This is a genomic window from Pseudomonas sp. GW823-FHT01D03 (assembly GCF_058798255.1).
Map to the genome: position 1 here is coordinate 1,343,783 of NZ_JBXAKK010000001.1, position 17,632 is coordinate 1,361,414.

Here is a 17,632-nt window from a genome sequence, read left to right on the forward strand (position 1 = left end):
TCTCTATGTAACTGGACAGGATCACTATGCCGGCTTCATTCGTTCATCTACGCCTGCACACTGAATACTCCCTGGTCGACGGGCTGGTGCGGATCAAGCCACTGGTCAAGGCGCTGACCGGCATGAACATGCCGGCCGTGGCGGTCACCGATCAGAACAACATGTGTTCCCTGGTCAAATTCTATAAAAACGCCATGGGCGCCGGCATCAAGCCGATCTGCGGTGCCGACCTGTGGCTGTCGAACAAGGATCCGGACGGGCCATTGAGCCGGATCAGCCTGTTGGTGATGAATGCCAAGGGCTATCGCAACCTCACCGAGTTGATCTCGCGCGGCTTCATCGAGGGCCAGCGCAACGGCATGATCATCATCGAGCGTGAATGGGTCGCCGAGGCCAACGAAGGCCTGATCATGCTGTCCGCCGCCAAAGAAGGCGAGATCGGCATGGCCATGATCAGTGGCAACCCGGCCGAAGCCGAAACGTTGGCGCGTGAATGGATGGCGGTGTTCCCGGATCGTTTCTATCTGGAGATCCAGCGTACCAATCGCCCTAACGATGAAGAACAACTGCACGGTGCCGTGGCCCTGGCCGACAAGCTCGGCGCGCCGCTGGTCGCGACCAACGATGTGCGCTTCATCAAGCAGGAAGACTTCGCTGCCCACGAAACCCGCGTGTGCATCGGTGAGGGCCGCGCCCTCGACGATCCGCGGCGCTCGAAGAATTACAGCGATCAGCAGTACCTCAAAAGCGCCGAGGAAATGGCCGAGCTGTTCAGCGACATTCCCGACGCGATCGAAAACACCGTCGAGATCGCCAAACGCTGCAACATTGAAGTCAAGCTGGGCACGCACTTCCTGCCCAACTTCCCGATCCCCGATGGCATGACCATCGACGAATACTTCCGCAAAGTGTCCTTCGAAGGTCTCGAAGAACGCCTCGCGGTGCTGCTGCCCAAGGACACCACCGAAGACTACGAAGCCAAGCGTCAGGTCTACGTCGACCGCTTGAATTTCGAGCTGGATATCATCATCCAGATGGGCTTCCCCGGTTACTTCCTGATCGTGATGGACTTTATCCAGTGGGCCAAGAATAACGGCGTGCCGGTAGGTCCTGGCCGGGGGTCGGGTGCCGGCTCGCTGGTGGCTTACGTTCAGAAGATTACTGACCTTGATCCGCTGGAATACGACCTGCTGTTCGAACGTTTCCTTAACCCGGAACGGGTCTCGATGCCTGACTTCGACGTCGACTTCTGCATGGACGGTCGTGACCGGGTGATCGACTACGTGGCCGAGAAATACGGTCGCAACGCGGTGAGCCAGATCATCACTTTCGGTTCCATGGCCGCCAAGGCTGTGGTACGCGACGTGGCGCGGGTGCAGGGCAAGTCCTACGGCCTGGCGGATCGTCTGTCGAAGATGATTCCGTTCGAAGTCGGCATGACCCTGGAAAAAGCCTACGAGCAGGAAGAGATCCTGCGTGACTTCATCAAGGTCGATGAAGAAGCGGCGGAAATCTGGGAGATGGCGCGCAAGCTTGAGGGCGTGGTGCGTAACGTCGGCAAGCACGCCGGTGGTGTGGTAATCGCCCCGACCAAGCTGACTGACTTCTCGCCGATCTATTGCGACGAGGCCGGTGACGGTCTGGTAACCCAGTTCGACAAGGACGACGTGGAGGCCGCCGGTCTGGTGAAGTTCGACTTCCTCGGCCTGCGAACCCTGACGATCATCGACTGGGCGCTGAAAACCATCAACCGTGACCGCGCCAAGGTCGGTGAAGAACCGCTGGACATCGCGTTTATCCCGCTCGATGACAAACCGACCTACAGCCTGCTGCAGAAGGCCGAAACCACGGCAGTGTTCCAGCTTGAATCGCGCGGCATGAAAGAGCTGATCAAAAAGCTCAAGCCCGACTGCCTGGAAGACTTGATCGCACTGGTGGCGCTGTTCCGTCCGGGCCCGCTGCAGTCCGGCATGGTGGACGACTTCATCAACCGTAAGCACGGTCGCGCCGAGCTGGCGTACCCGCACTCGGACTATCAGTACGAAGGTCTCAAGCCGGTACTGGCGCCGACGTACGGCATCATTCTGTATCAGGAACAGGTGATGCAGATCGCCCAGGTCATGGCCGGTTACACCCTTGGTGGTGCGGACATGCTGCGGCGAGCCATGGGTAAAAAGAAACCCGAGGAAATGGCCAAGCAGCGCGGCGGTTTCATTGAAGGTTGCGCGACCAACAACATCGACGCCGACCTCGCCGGTAACATCTTTGACCTGGTGGAAAAATTCGCCGGTTACGGCTTCAACAAATCCCACTCCGCCGCCTATGGCCTGGTGTCGTACCAGACCGCCTGGCTGAAAGCTCACTACCCGGCACCGTTCATGGCCGCGGTACTCTCGGCGGATATGCACAACACCGACAAGGTCGTGACCTTGATCGAGGAAGTGCGCACCATGAAGCTGCGCCTCGACGCGCCGGACGTGAACACCTCGGAGTTCAAGTTTACGGTGAACGACGACGGCCGCATCGTGTACGGTCTCGGCGCGATCAAGGGTGTCGGCGAAGGCCCGGTGGAAGCGATTACCGAGGCGCGTCAGGACGGCCCGTTCAAGGATCTGTTCGACTTCTGCGCCCGGGTCGATCTCAAGCGCATCAACAAGCGCACGCTGGACGGTTTGATTCGCAGCGGCGCGCTGGATCGCCTCGGTCCGTACTTCCATGACGAGCAAAAGGCCTATCAGGCCAATATCGACCGCAACCGCGCGGTACTGCTGGCGGCGATGGAAGAGGCGATCAAGGCCGCCGAACAGACCGCACGCACCCACGACAGCGGCCACGCCGACCTGTTTGGCGGGCTGTTCGTCGAAGAAGATGCCGACGTTTACGCGACGCATCGCAAGGCCAAGGAGCTGACTCTCAAGGAACGCCTCAAGGGTGAAAAAGACACCTTGGGTCTGTACCTGACCGGTCACCCGATCGACGAGTATGAAGGCGAGATTCGCCGTTTCGCCCGGCAGCGCATCATCGATCTCAAACCGGCTCGGGATACCCAGACGGTCGCAGGGATGATCATTGCCCTGCGGGTGATGAAGAACAAGAAGGGCGACAAGATGGGCTTCATCACCCTCGACGACCGCTCGGGGCGGATCGAGGCGTCGCTGTTTGCTGATGCGTTCCACTCCGCGCAGTCACTGCTGCAGACCGACGCGATGGTGGTGGTCGAAGGCGAGGTCAGCAACGACGACTTCTCCGGCGGCCTGCGCTTGCGGGTCAAGCGGGTGATGAGCATGGAAGATGCACGGACCAATCTGGCCGAAAGCCTGCGCCTGAAGCTGCACACTCAGGATTTGAAAGGCGATCAGCTACGCTGGTTGGGTGAGCTGCTCAAGCGTCACCGTGGGGCGTGCCCGATCACCATGGAGTACACCAGCCCTGATGCGAAGACCTTGCTGCAGTTCGGCGAGACCTGGCGAATAGATCCGGCGGATGCCTTGATTCAAGCCCTGCGTGACCAGTTCGGGCGAGACAACGTCTTCCTCCAATACCGTTGACCGGCAAGTGCCATCATTGCGCTTGCCCGCAACCTGAATTTTTAATCTCGACCTCAGCGCGCCTCTCCCTTAAGGTAGGGCGCGAATAGACAACCGGCCGGCCCAAGCTCACTTGGGACACGACCCAAGACGGACGCCTATGAACCCGAATTTTCTAGATTTCGAACAGCCGATCGCCGACCTGCAAGCCAAGATCGAAGAGTTGCGCTTGGTCGGTAATGACAATTCGCTGAATATCGGCGATGAGATCTCCCGCCTGCAGGACAAGAGCCGCACGCTGACCGAAGACATCTTCGGCAAGCTGACCAGTTGGCAGATCGCACGCCTGGCGCGTCACCCGAAACGCCCGTACACCCTCGACTACATCGAGCACATCTTCACCGAGTTCGACGAACTGCACGGTGACCGTCACTTCTCTGACGACGCGGCCATTGTGGGCGGCGTGGCACGTCTGGAAGATCAGCCGGTGATGATCATCGGCCACCAGAAGGGCCGTGAAGTGCGCGAGAAGGTACGCCGCAACTTCGGCATGCCGCGTCCGGAAGGCTACCGCAAGGCCTGCCGTCTGATGGAGATGGCCGAGCGTTTCAAGATGCCGATCCTGACCTTCATCGACACCCCGGGTGCTTACCCGGGCATTGACGCTGAAGAGCGCAACCAGAGCGAAGCGATTGCCTGGAACCTGCGCGTGATGTCGCGTCTGAAGACCCCGATCATCGCCACCGTAATCGGTGAGGGTGGTTCCGGTGGTGCACTGGCCATCGGCGTCTGCGATCAACTGAACATGCTGCAATATTCGACCTACGCGGTGATCTCGCCGGAAGGTTGCGCTTCGATTCTGTGGAAAACCGCCGAAAAAGCACCGGACGCTGCAGAGGCGATGGGCATCACCGCCGAGCGCCTGAAAGGTCTGGGTATCGTTGACAAGGTGATCGGCGAGCCTCTGGGCGGCGCCCACCGTGATCCGGCTGCTGCCGCTGCGTCGATCCGTGCCGAACTGAGCTCGCAACTGGCGATGCTGAAGAAGTTCGACAATGAAGCGCTGCTCAAGCGTCGTTACGATCGTCTGATGAGCTACGGTCTCTGACAGATCTCGCAATACCCAATGTGGGAGCGGGCTTTCTCGCGAAAGCGGTATAACAGTCGACAGATGTGTTGATTGTTGAAACGCCTTCGCGAGCAAGCCCGCTCCCACATTTGATTTGGGCAAACAGTTAGATAGGGGTCAGTCCGTGAGTGATCTGCCGTCCCGGCTTCTGCTGAACCTTGCAGTCTGGCGCAATGCCAGGGCCTGGCGCGTGGCTTTCTCCGGTGGCCTGGACTCCACCGTCCTCCTGCATCTGCTTGCCCATCTCGCCAAAGACCATTCCCTGCCGACGCTCAGCGCCATCCATGTCCACCATGGCCTCCAGGCTGCGGCTGATGCGTGGCCGGCGCATTGTCAGTCGGTCTGCGACGCACTGGGCGTCCCGCTGCAAGTGATACGGGTGGCGGTGCAGCCCGGCGCCAGTCTGGAGCGGGCGGCGCGGGAGGCGCGTTATGCCGCGTTCACCTCGCTGACCGAGGCGGATGAGGTGCTGCTGACCGGGCAACACCGTGATGATCAGGCCGAAACCCTGCTGTTTCGCCTGATGCGCGGTGCCGGCGTGCGCGGACTTTCGGCGATGCCGACGCAGCGACCGTTGGGGCAGGGCACGCTGCGGCGGCCATTGCTCGACGTCACGCGCGCCGAGCTTGAAGCTTACGCCCGCGCCCACCAGTTGAGCTGGATCGAAGACCCGTCAAACCAGGATCGACAGTTCTCACGCAACTATCTACGCCATCAGGTGCTGCCGTTGCTCACCGCGCGCTGGCCGCAGGCGCAGGCGAGCATGGCCCGCAGCGCGGCGCACCTGCGTGAAGCGCAAGGCTTGCTCGATGAGCTGGCGCAGCTCGATCTCGCGCAAGCCGCCACGCCGAGCGAGTTTTCATGGCTGGGCCTGCCGTCGCTGGAGCTGGCGCCGCTGACGAGTCTGTCCGCCGCTCGTCAGCGCAATGCACTCAGCCACTGGCTCGAACCGCTGACCCGGCTGCCCGACACTGACCATTGGTCGGGTTGGGACAACCTGTGCGGCGCTGCCAACGATGCTTCGCCGATCTGGCGTCTGGCCGACGGTGAACTGCATCGCAGCGCCGGCCGGGTATGGTGGTTGAGCGGCGACTGGCTGCGGGCGCCAGCGGTCAGCGTTGACTGGCATGAGCCGTCGACGCCGCTACGCTTGGCGAATAACGGGCGTGTCATGTTCAGCGGGCAGACTCCCGTCGGTCCACTGCGCATTGGCTATCGGCAGGGCGGCGAAGTGATGCATCTGGCGGAGCGCGGCCATCGCGATCTCAAGCGCCTGCTCAATGAGCGCGTAGTGCCGGCCTTTGTCCGTGGCAGATTGCCGCTGCTGTTTCGCGGCGCAGAATTGCTCGCCGTGGCGAACCTGCCGGGCCTTGACGGGCATGGGACGGACGGCTGGAAATTGCATTGGCAGCCAACAGACGAAGATCAAGGTTTGAGATGAAAGGGGCATTCCGGTAGACTACGCTCCCTTCTTGATACAACTTCTGTGGATTCGCCTGAATTGCAGGAGTTGCCGATTACCAAGCAGTCTTTGCTGGGCGATTCCAAAAAATGTGTAGCGAGCAACGTACCGGTGTTTCATCTGCCGGTCTGTCCCAACGCGGCGGTTTTTTTGAAAGGTGCACTGTGATTAATGCAGGTGATCGGGGGCTTCGGCCTTCCTTCGCTTTCCCCGGCGGCTCGTACCGCTTTAACGCAGACTTCTAGGGTTTTTCATGACGCGCTACATATTCGTCACGGGCGGTGTTGTTTCTTCATTGGGGAAAGGCATTGCCTCGGCTTCATTGGCGGCCATCCTGGAGGCGCGGGGGCTTAAGGTCACCATGCTTAAGCTGGATCCGTACATCAACGTTGACCCGGGCACCATGAGCCCGTTCCAGCACGGTGAAGTGTTCGTCACCCACGACGGCGCCGAGACCGACCTGGACCTGGGCCACTACGAGCGGTTCATCCGCACGACCATGACCCAGAACAACAACTTCACCACTGGCCGTGTCTACGAGCACGTGCTGCGCAAAGAGCGCCGTGGTGACTACCTGGGTGCAACTATCCAGGTGATCCCGCACATCACCGACGAAATCAAGCGTCGCATCATCAAGGGTGCCGGTGACGCTGACGTGGCCATGGTCGAAATCGGTGGCACCGTGGGTGACATCGAGTCGCAACCGTTCCTCGAGGCCATCCGCCAGCTGCGTTTCGAAGTCGGCGCCAAGCGCGCGATGCTGATGCACCTGACCCTGGTGCCGTACATCGCCACTGCCGGCGAAACCAAGACCAAGCCAACCCAGCACTCGGTAAAAGAACTGCGTTCGATTGGTCTGCAGCCCGACGTACTGGTGTGCCGCTCCGATCACCCGATCGACGTTTCGTCGCGTCGCAAGATTGCGCAATTCACCAACGTTGAAGAACGTGCGGTGATCGCGCTGGAAGATGCCGACACCATCTACAAGATCCCGGGCATCCTGCATTCCCAGGGGCTGGATGATTTCGTTGTCGAGCGTTTTGGCCTGCAATGCGGCAGCGCTGACCTGTCCGAGTGGGACGCAGTGGTTGACGCCAAGCTGAACCCGGAACACGAAGTCACCATCGCGATGGTCGGCAAGTACATGGAGCTGCTGGACGCTTACAAATCGCTGATCGAAGCGATGAGCCACGCCGGCATCAGCAACCGTACCAAGGTCAACCTGCGCTACATCGATTCCGAAGACATCGAGAACCAGGGCACTGCACTGCTCGAAGGTGTCGACGCGATCCTCGTCCCGGGCGGCTTCGGTCTGCGCGGCGTGGAAGGCAAGATCACTGCCGTCCAGTACGCTCGTGAAAACAAGGTTCCATACCTGGGCATTTGCCTGGGCATGCAAGTGGCGGTCATCGAGTTCGCCCGTAACGTGCTTGGCTGGAAAGACGCCAACTCCACCGAGTTCGATCGTGCCAGCGGCCATCCGGTCGTGGGTCTGATCACCGAGTGGGAAGACGCCACCGGCGCCGTTGAAGTGCGTACCGAAGCGTCCGATCTGGGCGGCACCATGCGCCTCGGCGCTCAGGAATGCCTGCTCGAAGCCGGCTCCAAGGTGCACGATTGCTACGGCAAGGACGTGATCGTTGAGCGTCACCGTCACCGTTACGAAGTGAACAACAACCTGCTGCCACAAATCATCGAAGCCGGCCTGAAAATCTCCGGTCGCTCCGCTGATGCCGCGCTGGTTGAAGTGGTCGAAGCACCGGATCATCCATGGTTCGTCGCTTGCCAGTTCCACCCGGAGTTCACCTCGACGCCACGTGACGGTCACCCGCTGTTCAGCGGTTTCGTAAAAGCAGCGTTGGCTCAACACCAGAAGAAGGCGTAACCCGATGGCACAGAAGATCATTCGCGTTGGCAACATCGAAATCGCCAACGACAAACCCATGGTGCTGTTCGGCGGCATGAACGTGCTGGAAAGCCGTGACATGGCCATGCAGGTTTGCGAAGAGTACGTGAAGGTCACCGAGAAACTCGGTATCCCTTACGTGTTCAAGGCCAGCTTCGACAAGGCCAACCGGTCTTCTGTGACTTCGTATCGCGGCCCTGGCCTGGAAGAGGGCATGCGCATCTTCCAGGACATCAAACAGGCCTTCGGCGTGCCGATCATCACCGACGTCCACGAGCCTGACCAGGCCGCGGTCGTCGCTGAAGTCTGCGACATCATCCAGCTGCCGGCCTTCCTGTCGCGCCAGACCGATCTGGTCGTCGCGATGGCCAAGACCAACGCTGTGATCAACATCAAGAAAGCCCAGTTCCTCGCGCCTCAGGAAATGAAACACATCCTGAACAAGTGCGTGGAAGCGGGTAACGATCAATTGATCCTCTGCGAGCGTGGTTCGAGCTTCGGCTACAACAACCTCGTGGTCGATATGCTCGGCTTCGGCATCATGAAGCAGTTCGAGTACCCGGTATTCTTCGACGTGACCCACTCGCTGCAAATGCCTGGCGGTCGTTCCGACTCCGCCGGCGGGCGCCGTGCACAGGTCACCGATCTGGCCAAGGCGGGCATGAGCCAGTCGCTGGCCGGTCTGTTCCTCGAAGCGCACCCGGATCCGGACAACGCCAAATGCGACGGCCCTTGCGCCTTGCGTCTGGACAAACTGGAGCCATTCCTGGCCCAGCTCAAAGCTTTGGACGAACTGGTGAAGAGTTTTCCGACGGTAGAAACCGCGTAAAGCTCATTTCTCCGGTAAAGTACCGCACGATTTGTCGCACATGCCCTCGGGCATGTGCGTTGTCGTCTGCAAGCTGCCCGCTGCACACCACTTGCCGACGGTAAAAAGATTTCCTCTAGCTGCGTCGTTTTCGTCAACTTTGGAGTGTTTACAACAATGGCAAAAATCGTCGACATCAAAGGTCGTGAAGTTCTCGACTCCCGTGGCAATCCCACCGTGGAAGCGGACGTGCTTCTCGACAACGGCATCATCGGCAGCGCTTGCGCGCCGTCCGGTGCATCCACAGGCTCGCGTGAAGCGCTCGAGCTGCGTGATGGCGACAAGAGCCGTTACCTGGGCAAGGGCGTGCTCCAGGCAGTAAAAAATATCAACGGTCCGATCCGCGATCTGCTGCTGGGCACTGACCCAAGCGACCAGAAAGCCCTCGACCACGCGATGATCAAGCTCGACGGTACCGAAAACAAGGCAAAACTGGGCGCCAACGCCATCCTCGCCGTGTCCCTGGCTGCGGCCAAGGCGGCTGCACAGGACCAGGATCTGCCACTGTACGCACACATCGCCAACCTGAACGGCACCCCGGGTGTTTACTCGATGCCGGTTCCGATGATGAACATCATCAACGGTGGTGAGCACGCCGATAACAACGTCGACATCCAGGAATTCATGGTGCAGCCGGTTGGCGCCAAGACGTTCTCGGAAGGTCTGCGCATGGGCACCGAGATTTTCCATCACCTCAAAGCTGTGCTGAAGGCCCGTGGCCTGAGCACCGCCGTTGGCGACGAAGGCGGCTTCGCACCGAACCTGGCGTCCAACGAAGACGCGCTGAAAGTGATCTCCGAAGCCGTGGCCAACGCCGGTTACAAGCTGGGCACCGACGTGACCCTGGCGCTGGACTGCGCTGCCAGCGAATTCTACGAAGACGGCAAGTACAACCTGTCCGGCGAAGGCCAGGTGTTCACCGCTGAAGGTTTCGCCGATTATCTGAAAGGCCTGACCGAACGTTATCCGATCATCTCGATCGAAGACGGTCTGGATGAATCCGACTGGGCTGGCTGGAAGATCCTCACCGACAAGATCGGCGAGAAGACCCAACTGGTGGGCGACGACCTGTTCGTGACCAACACCAAGATCCTGAAAGAAGGCATCGATAAAAAGATCGCCAACTCCATCCTGATCAAGTTCAACCAGATCGGCACCCTGACCGAAACCCTGGAAGCCATCCAGATGGCCAAGGCTGCCGGTTACACCGCCGTGATCTCGCACCGTTCGGGCGAAACCGAAGATTCGACCATTGCCGACCTGGCTGTGGGCACCTCGGCTGGCCAGATCAAGACAGGTTCGCTGTGCCGTTCCGACCGCGTTTCCAAGTACAACCAACTGCTGCGTATCGAAGAGCAGTTGAATGGCAAAGCCAAGTACAACGGTCGCAGCGAGTTCCGCGGCTGAGTTGTAAATGGTAAAAAGACACCGGATTGTGTCGGAAAAGTCGTGACAGCGATGGATTTGCCACTAATCTGATGCCTTACATGCACAAGCCTGGATCTTCCAGGCTTCGTGCTATCAGACGTTTCAAAGTTTTCGCGTGGCTGTCTTTTTTCACTGGATACCTGATATTCGATGCGCAGTCCTTACTGGTTGTTTCTCGTTTTGCTCTTGCTGCTGGCCGGTCTGCAGTACCGCCTGTGGGTGGGCAATGGCAGTCTGGCGCAGGTCGCCGAGCTGAAGCAGCAGATTGCTGATCAGCACGCCGAGAACGAAGGCCTGCTGGAGCGCAATCGGGTGATGGACGCTGAAGTCAGCGAATTGAAAAAAGGCATGGAGACCGTTGAAGAGCGGGCTCGCCATGAGCTGGGCATGGTCAAGGACGGTGAAACCCTTTACCAGCTCGCGCAATGATCGATTCCCTGCCGGCCTTCTGGGCCGTGATTCCTGCCGCGGGCGTCGGTGCCCGAATGGCCGCGGACCGTCCCAAGCAATACCTGCAACTGGGCGGACGCACAATTCTCGAACACAGCCTCGGCTGTTTCCTTGATCACCCGAGCCTCAAGGGCCTGGTGGTCAGTCTGGCTGTTGATGATCCTTATTGGCCAAACCTGGCCTGCGCCAGCGACTCGCGGATTCAGCGGGTCGAGGGCGGCGCCGAGCGTTCCGGGTCGGTGCTCAACGCCTTGCTGCATCTGCATGCGCAAGGTGCTGATGACGATGACTGGGTGCTGGTACACGATGCGGCCCGACCTAACCTGAGCCGTGACGATCTCGACAAACTGCTGGCTGAACTGGCGGATGATGCCGTCGGCGGTCTGCTGGCCGTGCCGGCGCGCGACACCTTGAAGCGGGTCGACAAGCACGGTCGTGTGCTCGAGACCGTTGATCGCAGCGTGATCTGGCAAGCCTACACGCCGCAGATGTTCCGCCTCGGTGCGTTGCATCGGGCGTTGGCCGACAGTCTGGTGGCAGACGCGGTGATTACCGATGAAGCCTCGGCGATGGAGTGGGCCGGTCTGGCACCGCGCCTGATCGAAGGGCGGGCGGACAACCTCAAGGTGACCCGGCCGGAAGATCTGGAGTGGTTGCGCCAGCGTTGGGCCAATCGCCGCTGAGTGCTGTGTTGCCTGTTCTGCCGCCTTCGCGAGCAAGCTCGCTCCCACATTTGATTCGCGCCTGACACCCAATCTGCATCCACTGCGGATCCCCTGTGGGAGCGGGCTTGCTCGCGAAGGCGTCCGCACAGACAACCCATCACTCAGCTCCGATACTCCGGCCGCTCGGCCAACCCTTCCTTCAAAAAATCCACCAACTTGCGCACCTTCGGCGACAAATGCCGCTGCTGTGGATACAACGCCCACACCGCCGTGTTCGGCGGCTGATGCGCCTCCAGCAGCGAAATCAACGCGCCACTGTGCAAATGTTCGAGCACGTAATAGTCCGGCAACTGACACAGGCCGACCCCTTGCAGCGCCGCATCCAGCACTGCTTGCCCACTGTTGCAGCGCCAGTTTCCCTGTACGCGCTGGGAAAATTCCCGGCCGTTCTGTTCCAGTTGCCACAGATCCGAACTGCCGATCAGGCAATTGTGCCGACTCAGTTCCGACAAGCTGTGTGGGCGGCCATACCGTTCCACGTAGGAAGGCGACGCGCACAGATACATGCGCCGTGGTGCCAAACGCGTGGCGACCAGTCGTGAATCCTGCAGCCGGCCCAGACGGATCGCCAGATCCAGTCCCTCATGCACCAGATCGAGTTGACGGTTACTCAGCTCGATGTCGACGCGCAGTTGCGGGTATTGCCCCATGAACCGCGTCACCAGCGGCACGATAAACCGTTCGCCATAGGCCACGGCGCAGGTCATGCGCAGCATGCCTTTTGGTTCGCTGGTCAGGTCGCCGACCGCGCGCAGGGCTTCTTCGCGACCGTCCTGCAGACGCTGGCAATGCTGCAGAAAGGTCTGTCCGGCTTCGGTCAGGGTCACGCGACGGGTGCTGCGGTAGAGCAGGCGTGTCTGCAATCGATCCTCCAGCCGTACGATTTGTCGACTGATGTGTGAGGAAGAAACCCCAAGGCGCTCGGCCGCAGCGGTGAATTGGCTGCATTCGGCGACGGCGACGAACTCGTCGATACCTTCCCAACGGTTTTCGGACATCTGATTATCCCTGTACAGCAATAATATTTTGCATTTGTCCTGATTATTAATCAGTTGGCGCTGAACTACACTGCCGGTCTGGTTTTTTATTCAATGGATTCACTGGAGAGTCAGCATGATCAAGTCGCGCGCCGCCGTTGCCTTCGAGGCCAAGAAGCCGCTGGAAATCGTAGAAGTCGATGTCGCCATGCCCAAAGCCGGTGAAGTGTTGCTGCGCGTGGTGGCTTCCGGGGTTTGCCACACCGATGCCTACACCTTGTCCGGTGCGGATCCGGAAGGGATCTTCCCGTCGATCCTCGGCCACGAAGGTGGGGCGATCGTTGAAGCCATTGGCGAGGGCGTAACCTCGGTCGCCGTCGGTGACCACGTGATTCCGCTGTACACCCCGGAATGCGGCCAGTGCAAATTCTGCAAGTCGGGCAAGACCAACCTGTGTCAGGCGATTCGTGCTACTCAGGGCAAAGGTTTGATGCCGGACGGCACTTCGCGCTTTTCCTACAAGGGCCAAACGATTTTCCACTACATGGGTACTTCGACGTTCTCGGAATACACCGTACTGCCGGAAATCTCCGTGGCGAAAATCGCCAAGGATGCGCCGCTGGAAAAGGTCTGCCTGCTCGGTTGCGGCGTGACCACCGGTATCGGTGCAGTGCTCAACACCGCCAAGGTCAAGCCGGGTGACACCGTGGCGATCTTCGGTCTGGGCGGCATCGGCCTGTCAGCCGTGATTGGTGCAGTGAAGGCCAAGGCCGCACGCATCATCGCCATCGACATCAACCCGGCCAAGTTCGAAATCGCCAAACAGCTGGGCGCTACCGATTGCGTCAACCCGAAAGACTTCGATCGTCCGATCCAGGAAGTGATCGTCGACATGACCGATGGCGGCGTCGATTTCTCCTTCGAGTGCATTGGCAACGTGCAACTGATGCGCGCTGCGCTGGAGTGCTGCCACAAGGGCTGGGGCGAATCGGTAATCATCGGTGTTGCCGGTGCCGGCCAGGAAATTTCGACCCGTCCGTTCCAGTTGGTGACCGGTCGCGTCTGGCGCGGTTCGGCGTTCGGCGGTGTGCGTGGCCGTACCGAGCTGCCAAGCTACGTCGACATGGCGCAGACCGGCGAGATCCCGCTGGATACTTTCATCACCCACACCATGGGCCTGGAAGATATCAACAAGGCGTTTGACCTGATGCACGAAGGCAAGAGCATCCGTACCGTCATTCATTTCTGATCAATCGCGACGCCCCGGCTACAGACCTTGAAAGGGTGTAGCCGGGACCGCGTAGGAGTCTTTACATGAGTCTGGAAAACATCTCTTGTCAGAAAAGTTTCGGCGGCTGGCACAAGCGCTATCGCCACCGTTCCGACGTGCTTGGCTGCGACATGGTGTTCGCCGTGTACTTGCCGCCGCAAGCGGAGCAGGGCGGCAAGCTGCCGGTGCTGTACTGGCTGTCGGGTCTGACCTGCACCGACGAGAACTTCATGCAGAAGGCCGGGGCGATGCGCATGGCGGCCGAACTGGGCCTGATCATCGTCGCGCCGGACACCAGTCCGCGCGGCCCGGATGTGCCGGATGATCCTGATGGCGCCTGGGATTTTGGTCTCGGCGCCGGGTTCTACCTGAATGCCACGCAGGAACCATGGTCGCGCCACTATCGGATGCATGACTATGTCGTGCAGGAATTGCCTTCACTGGTTGAAGCGCATTTCCCGGCGTCAGACAAACGCAGCATCAGCGGCCACTCCATGGGCGGTCACGGTGCACTGGTCTGCGCGCTGCGCAACCCGGGGCGTTACCAGTCGGTGTCGGCGTTCTCGCCAATCAACAATCCGATGGATTGCCCGTGGGGGCAGAAAGCATTCTCCCGCTATCTGGGCGAAGATCGTTCCAAGTGGAAAGAATGGGATGCTTGCGCGCTGATCGCTGAAGCCGACGAAAAACTGCCGTTGCTGGTCGATCAGGGTGATCGCGATGACTTCCTCGCCACCCAGCTCAAACCCGAAGCCCTGCAACAAGCTGCAAAACAAGCGGGTCATCCGCTGACTCTGCGCCTGCAACCGGGCTACGACCACAGCTATTTCTTCATCTCAAGCTTCATTGACGACCACTTGCAGCATCACGCACAAGCCCTGCGCGGTTAATGCAGGTAGAATCACGCCCTGACAAAAATCGGGGCGTTTTTTTATGCGTATTGGCCACGGCTACGATGTTCACCGTTTCGCTGAAGGCGATTTCATTACTCTGGGCGGCGTGCGCATTGCACACGGCTTCGGGCTGCTCGCTCACTCCGACGGTGACGTCCTGCTGCACGCCTTGAGCGATGCCTTGCTCGGCGCGGCCGCGCTGGGTGATATCGGCAAACATTTTCCGGACACCGACCCGCAATTCAAGGGCGCCGACAGTCGCGCGCTGCTGCGGCATGTGGTCGTGCTGATCCACGGCAAGGGCTGGAAAGTCGGCAACGTCGACAACACCATCGTCGCTCAGGCACCGAAAATGGCCCCGCATATCGAAGCGATGCGCGCGTTGATCGCCGCCGATCTGCAAGTTGAACTGGATCAAGTGAACGTGAAAGCTACCACCACCGAAAAGCTAGGCTTTGTCGGTCGCGAAGAAGGCATCGCCGTGCATTCCGTTGCCTTGTTGCTGCGCGCATGAACGAACTGCAATTGCTTGGCCCGCGGGCCTATGGCGAACCGCTCGGCACTGCGGTTCTGAAAGCCATCGCCGAAGATTTCCAGGTCGATGAAGTGCTCGACATCCCGTTCAGCGGCGATGGTGAGCACCTGTGGATCTGGGTCGAAAAACGTGGCCTGAACACCGAAGAAGCAGCGCGGCGAATCGCCAAGGCAGCCGGCGTGCCGTTGCGCACCGTCAGTTATGCCGGGCTCAAGGATCGTCAGGCGCTAACCCGCCAGTGGTTCAGCGTGCAACTGCCGGGCAAGGCTGACCCGGATCTTTCGGCGGCGGAAAACGACACGCTGAAGATCCTCAAGACCACCCGGCACAAGCGCAAGCTGCAACGTGGCGCGCATTCGGCCAACGGCTTCACCTTGCGCCTGACTCAGTTTGCCGGCGACAAGGACGCGATCGAACAGCGTCTGCAGCTGATCGCCAAGCAAGGCATTCCCAATTATTTCGGCGCCCAGCGTTTCGGCCATGACGGCGGTAACGTCGTTGATGCGCGTGCCTGGGCGGCGCGCAAGGCGCTACCGGAGCAGCGCAATGTGCGCTCGCGGCTGCTATCGACGGCGCGCAGTTTTCTGTTCAATCAGGTACTGGCCGCTCGGGTTGCCGATGGCACCTGGCAGCAGGCACAGGTCGGCGATCTGCTGGCGTTCACCGACAGCCGCAGTTTCTTCCCGGCGGGCGTTGCCGAATGCAGCGATCCGCGCCTGGCGATTCTCGACCTGCACCCGACCGGCCCGCAGTGGGGCGAAGGTGACTCACCTGCCGCTGGCGCTGTCCACGATCTGGAGCAGGGGATTGCCGAGCGTGAGGCAGATCTGCGCGATTGGTTGATCAATGCCGGAATGAGCCACGAACGTCGCATCCTGCGGCTGCCCATTGGCGGGTTGTCGTGGCATTATCCCCAGCCTGACATTCTGCAACTGGAATTCGTCCTCCCGGCCGGATGCTTCGCCACCGTATTGGTGCGCGAACTCGTTGATCTGGTGCCGGTGGGGCAGACGGACAGCCCATGCGTATTCTGATTTCTAACGACGATGGGGTAACCGCACCCGGTCTCGCCGCGCTTTATGCTGCGCTGGCGGATTACACCGAGTGCGTGGTTATCGCCCCGGAGCAGGACAAAAGCGGCGCCAGCAGTTCGCTGACGCTCGACCGTCCGTTGCACCCGCAATACCTGGCCAACGGTTTCATCAGCCTCAACGGTACCCCGACCGACTGCGTGCACCTGGGCCTCAACGGCCTGCTGGAGCGCGAGCCGGACATGGTGGTTTCCGGGATCAACCTTGGTGCCAATCTGGGCGATGACGTGCTGTATTCCGGCACGGTGGCGGCTGCCCTCGAAGGGCGCTTTCTCGAGCGCCCTTCGTTCGCCTTCTCGCTGTGTTCGCGGCAAGTGGACAATCTGGCGACAGCAACACATTTCGCGCGCAAACTGGTCGAAGCCCACGCCGGGCTGGACCTGCCGCCGCGCACGGTGTTGAACGTGAACATTCCCAATCTGCCGATCGACCATATTCGCGGCATTCAGCTGACCCGTCTGGGCCATCGCGCCCGCGCGGCAGCGCCGATGAAAGTGGTCGACCCGCGTGGCAAGGCCGGCTACTGGATTGCCGCTGCCGGCGACGCCGAAGACGGCGGCCCGGGCACCGATTTTCATGCGGTGATGCAGGGTTATGTGTCGATCACGCCATTGCAGCTCGACCGCACCTTCAATGATGCCTTCAGAAGTCTCGATGGCTGGCTGGAGGGACTGCGCTGATGGCTCGTGAACACGAAGACAGGCTGCGCAGCGGCATCGGCATGACGTCGCAACGCACCCGTGAACGTCTGATCCAGCGTCTATATGAAGAAGGCCTGTCCAACGCCAAGGTGCTGGAAGTGATCCGCCGTACGCCGCGTCATCTGTTTGTCGATGAAGCGCTGGCGCATCGCGCCTATGAAGACACTGCGCTGCCGATCGGCCACAACCAGACCATCTCCCAGCCTTATATGGTGGCGCGCATGAGCGAACTGCTGCTGGAGGCGGGGCCGCTGGACAAGGTGCTGGAGATCGGTACCGGTTCGGGCTATCAGACCGCAGTGCTGTCGCAACTGGTTGAGCGGGTATTCTCGGTCGAGCGCATCAAGGTCTTGCAGGATCGGGCCAAGGAGCGCCTGGTCGAACTCAACCTGCGCAACGTGGTGTTCCGCTGGGGCGATGGCTGGGAAGGCTGGCCGGCGCTGGCGCCATACAACGGCATCATCGTCACCGCAGTCGCGACCGATGTACCGCAGGCCTTGCTCGATCAACTGGCACCGGGTGGGCGGATGGTGATTCCGGTCGGCTCGGGGGAAGTGCAGCAACTGATGCTGATCGTGCGCGAAGAACACGGCTTTTCCCGTCACGTTCTGGGGGCGGTGCGCTTCGTGCCGTTGCTCAATGGCCCGCTGGCCTGAGCATTTGTTTGCGG

General features: G+C 60.4%; 15 protein-coding genes. 14 read left to right on the top strand and 1 reads right to left on the bottom strand.

Going from position 1 to position 17,632, the window contains the following annotated elements; all coding sequences use genetic code 11:
- Positions 1-26: 26 nt before the first annotated feature.
- From dnaE to ispD, 8 genes are all read left to right on the top strand, one after another.
- Positions 27-3,548 carry a DNA polymerase III subunit alpha gene (dnaE, locus tag AC1RBR_RS05865; protein WP_253149097.1) on the top strand — a complete coding sequence of 1,174 codons (3,522 nt, stop codon included), beginning with the start codon at positions 27-29 and terminating at the stop codon, positions 3,546-3,548.
- Positions 3,549-3,687: 139 nt separating this feature from the next.
- Positions 3,688-4,635, top strand: coding sequence for an acetyl-CoA carboxylase carboxyltransferase subunit alpha (locus AC1RBR_RS05870; RefSeq protein ID WP_064586192.1), 948 nt, complete (start codon positions 3,688-3,690; stop codon positions 4,633-4,635).
- Between the two features lie 145 nt (positions 4,636-4,780).
- Positions 4,781-6,097, top strand: coding sequence for a tRNA lysidine(34) synthetase TilS (tilS, locus tag AC1RBR_RS05875; RefSeq protein ID WP_492563409.1), 1,317 nt, complete (start codon positions 4,781-4,783; stop codon positions 6,095-6,097).
- Positions 6,098-6,371: 274 nt separating this feature from the next.
- Positions 6,372-8,003, top strand: coding sequence for a CTP synthase (pyrG, locus tag AC1RBR_RS05880; protein ID WP_095138363.1), 1,632 nt, complete (start codon positions 6,372-6,374; stop codon positions 8,001-8,003).
- Positions 8,004-8,007: 4 nt separating this feature from the next.
- Positions 8,008-8,853, top strand: coding sequence for a 3-deoxy-8-phosphooctulonate synthase (kdsA, locus tag AC1RBR_RS05885; protein WP_098967470.1), 846 nt, complete (start codon positions 8,008-8,010; stop codon positions 8,851-8,853).
- 156 nt (positions 8,854-9,009) lie between these two features.
- Positions 9,010-10,299 carry a phosphopyruvate hydratase gene (gene eno / locus AC1RBR_RS05890; RefSeq protein WP_095138364.1) on the top strand — a complete coding sequence of 430 codons (1,290 nt, stop codon included), beginning with the start codon at positions 9,010-9,012 and terminating at the stop codon, positions 10,297-10,299.
- 171 nt (positions 10,300-10,470) lie between these two features.
- The gene (gene ftsB, locus AC1RBR_RS05895; RefSeq protein WP_007964293.1) at positions 10,471-10,749 is read left to right on the top strand and encodes a cell division protein FtsB; all 279 of its coding nucleotides are present in this window, start codon (positions 10,471-10,473) and stop codon (positions 10,747-10,749) included.
- Entirely contained in the window at positions 10,746-11,453 is a 708-nt protein-coding gene (gene ispD, locus AC1RBR_RS05900; protein WP_095138365.1) for a 2-C-methyl-D-erythritol 4-phosphate cytidylyltransferase, read from the top strand. Before ftsB ends, ispD begins: the two co-directional genes overlap by 4 nt.
- 143 nt (positions 11,454-11,596) lie before the next feature.
- Here ispD and AC1RBR_RS05905 read toward each other — a convergent pair whose 3' ends face one another.
- A complete protein-coding gene (locus AC1RBR_RS05905; RefSeq protein ID WP_095138366.1) occupies positions 11,597-12,493 on the bottom strand; it encodes a LysR family transcriptional regulator in 897 nt (298 codons plus the stop codon).
- Positions 12,494-12,608: 115 nt separating this feature from the next.
- Here AC1RBR_RS05905 and AC1RBR_RS05910 point away from each other — a divergent pair, with 115 nt between their 5' ends.
- From AC1RBR_RS05910 to AC1RBR_RS05935, 6 genes are all read left to right on the top strand, one after another.
- Positions 12,609-13,721: an S-(hydroxymethyl)glutathione dehydrogenase/class III alcohol dehydrogenase gene (locus AC1RBR_RS05910; RefSeq protein WP_492563412.1), complete on the top strand. Its 1,113-nt coding sequence runs from the start codon at positions 12,609-12,611 to the stop codon at positions 13,719-13,721.
- A 65-nt stretch (positions 13,722-13,786) separates the two neighbouring features.
- Entirely contained in the window at positions 13,787-14,632 is an 846-nt protein-coding gene (gene fghA / locus AC1RBR_RS05915; protein ID WP_492563414.1) for an S-formylglutathione hydrolase, read from the top strand.
- 43 nt (positions 14,633-14,675) lie between these two features.
- Positions 14,676-15,149 carry a 2-C-methyl-D-erythritol 2,4-cyclodiphosphate synthase gene (ispF, locus tag AC1RBR_RS05920; protein WP_492563416.1) on the top strand — a complete coding sequence of 158 codons (474 nt, stop codon included), beginning with the start codon at positions 14,676-14,678 and terminating at the stop codon, positions 15,147-15,149.
- Positions 15,146-16,204, top strand: coding sequence for a tRNA pseudouridine(13) synthase TruD (gene truD / locus AC1RBR_RS05925; protein ID WP_095138370.1), 1,059 nt, complete (start codon positions 15,146-15,148; stop codon positions 16,202-16,204). The genes ispF and truD overlap by 4 nt, the downstream gene beginning before the upstream one ends.
- On the top strand, positions 16,192-16,941 hold the full coding sequence (surE, locus tag AC1RBR_RS05930) for a 5'/3'-nucleotidase SurE (RefSeq protein ID WP_095138371.1): 750 nt from the start codon (positions 16,192-16,194) through the stop codon (positions 16,939-16,941). The genes truD and surE overlap by 13 nt, the downstream gene beginning before the upstream one ends.
- Before the next feature lie 41 nt (positions 16,942-16,982).
- Positions 16,983-17,618 (top strand): protein-L-isoaspartate(D-aspartate) O-methyltransferase, encoded by a 636-nt coding sequence (locus AC1RBR_RS05935; protein WP_169841266.1) that lies wholly within the window; start codon positions 16,983-16,985, stop codon positions 17,616-17,618.
- Positions 17,619-17,632: the final 14 nt, after the last annotated feature.

Bases quoted from the DNA above. Each gene is read 5' to 3' on its own strand.
- dnaE (WP_253149097.1), top strand. From the start codon at position 27: ATGCCGGCTTCATTCGTTCATCTACGCCTGCACACTGAATACTCCCTG.
- AC1RBR_RS05870 (WP_064586192.1), top strand. From the start codon at position 3,688: ATGAACCCGAATTTTCTAGATTTCGAACAGCCGATCGCCGACCTGCAA.
- pyrG (WP_095138363.1), top strand. From the start codon at position 6,372: ATGACGCGCTACATATTCGTCACGGGCGGTGTTGTTTCTTCATTGGGG.
- kdsA (WP_098967470.1), top strand. From the start codon at position 8,008: ATGGCACAGAAGATCATTCGCGTTGGCAACATCGAAATCGCCAACGAC.
- eno (WP_095138364.1), top strand. From the start codon at position 9,010: ATGGCAAAAATCGTCGACATCAAAGGTCGTGAAGTTCTCGACTCCCGT.
- ftsB (WP_007964293.1), top strand. From the start codon at position 10,471: ATGCGCAGTCCTTACTGGTTGTTTCTCGTTTTGCTCTTGCTGCTGGCC.
- ispD (WP_095138365.1), top strand. From the start codon at position 10,746: ATGATCGATTCCCTGCCGGCCTTCTGGGCCGTGATTCCTGCCGCGGGC.
- AC1RBR_RS05905 (WP_095138366.1), bottom strand. From the start codon at position 12,493: ATGTCCGAAAACCGTTGGGAAGGTATCGACGAGTTCGTCGCCGTCGCC.
- AC1RBR_RS05910 (WP_492563412.1), top strand. From the start codon at position 12,609: ATGATCAAGTCGCGCGCCGCCGTTGCCTTCGAGGCCAAGAAGCCGCTG.
- fghA (WP_492563414.1), top strand. From the start codon at position 13,787: ATGAGTCTGGAAAACATCTCTTGTCAGAAAAGTTTCGGCGGCTGGCAC.
- ispF (WP_492563416.1), top strand. From the start codon at position 14,676: ATGCGTATTGGCCACGGCTACGATGTTCACCGTTTCGCTGAAGGCGAT.
- truD (WP_095138370.1), top strand. From the start codon at position 15,146: ATGAACGAACTGCAATTGCTTGGCCCGCGGGCCTATGGCGAACCGCTC.
- surE (WP_095138371.1), top strand. From the start codon at position 16,192: ATGCGTATTCTGATTTCTAACGACGATGGGGTAACCGCACCCGGTCTC.
- AC1RBR_RS05935 (WP_169841266.1), top strand. From the start codon at position 16,983: ATGACGTCGCAACGCACCCGTGAACGTCTGATCCAGCGTCTATATGAA.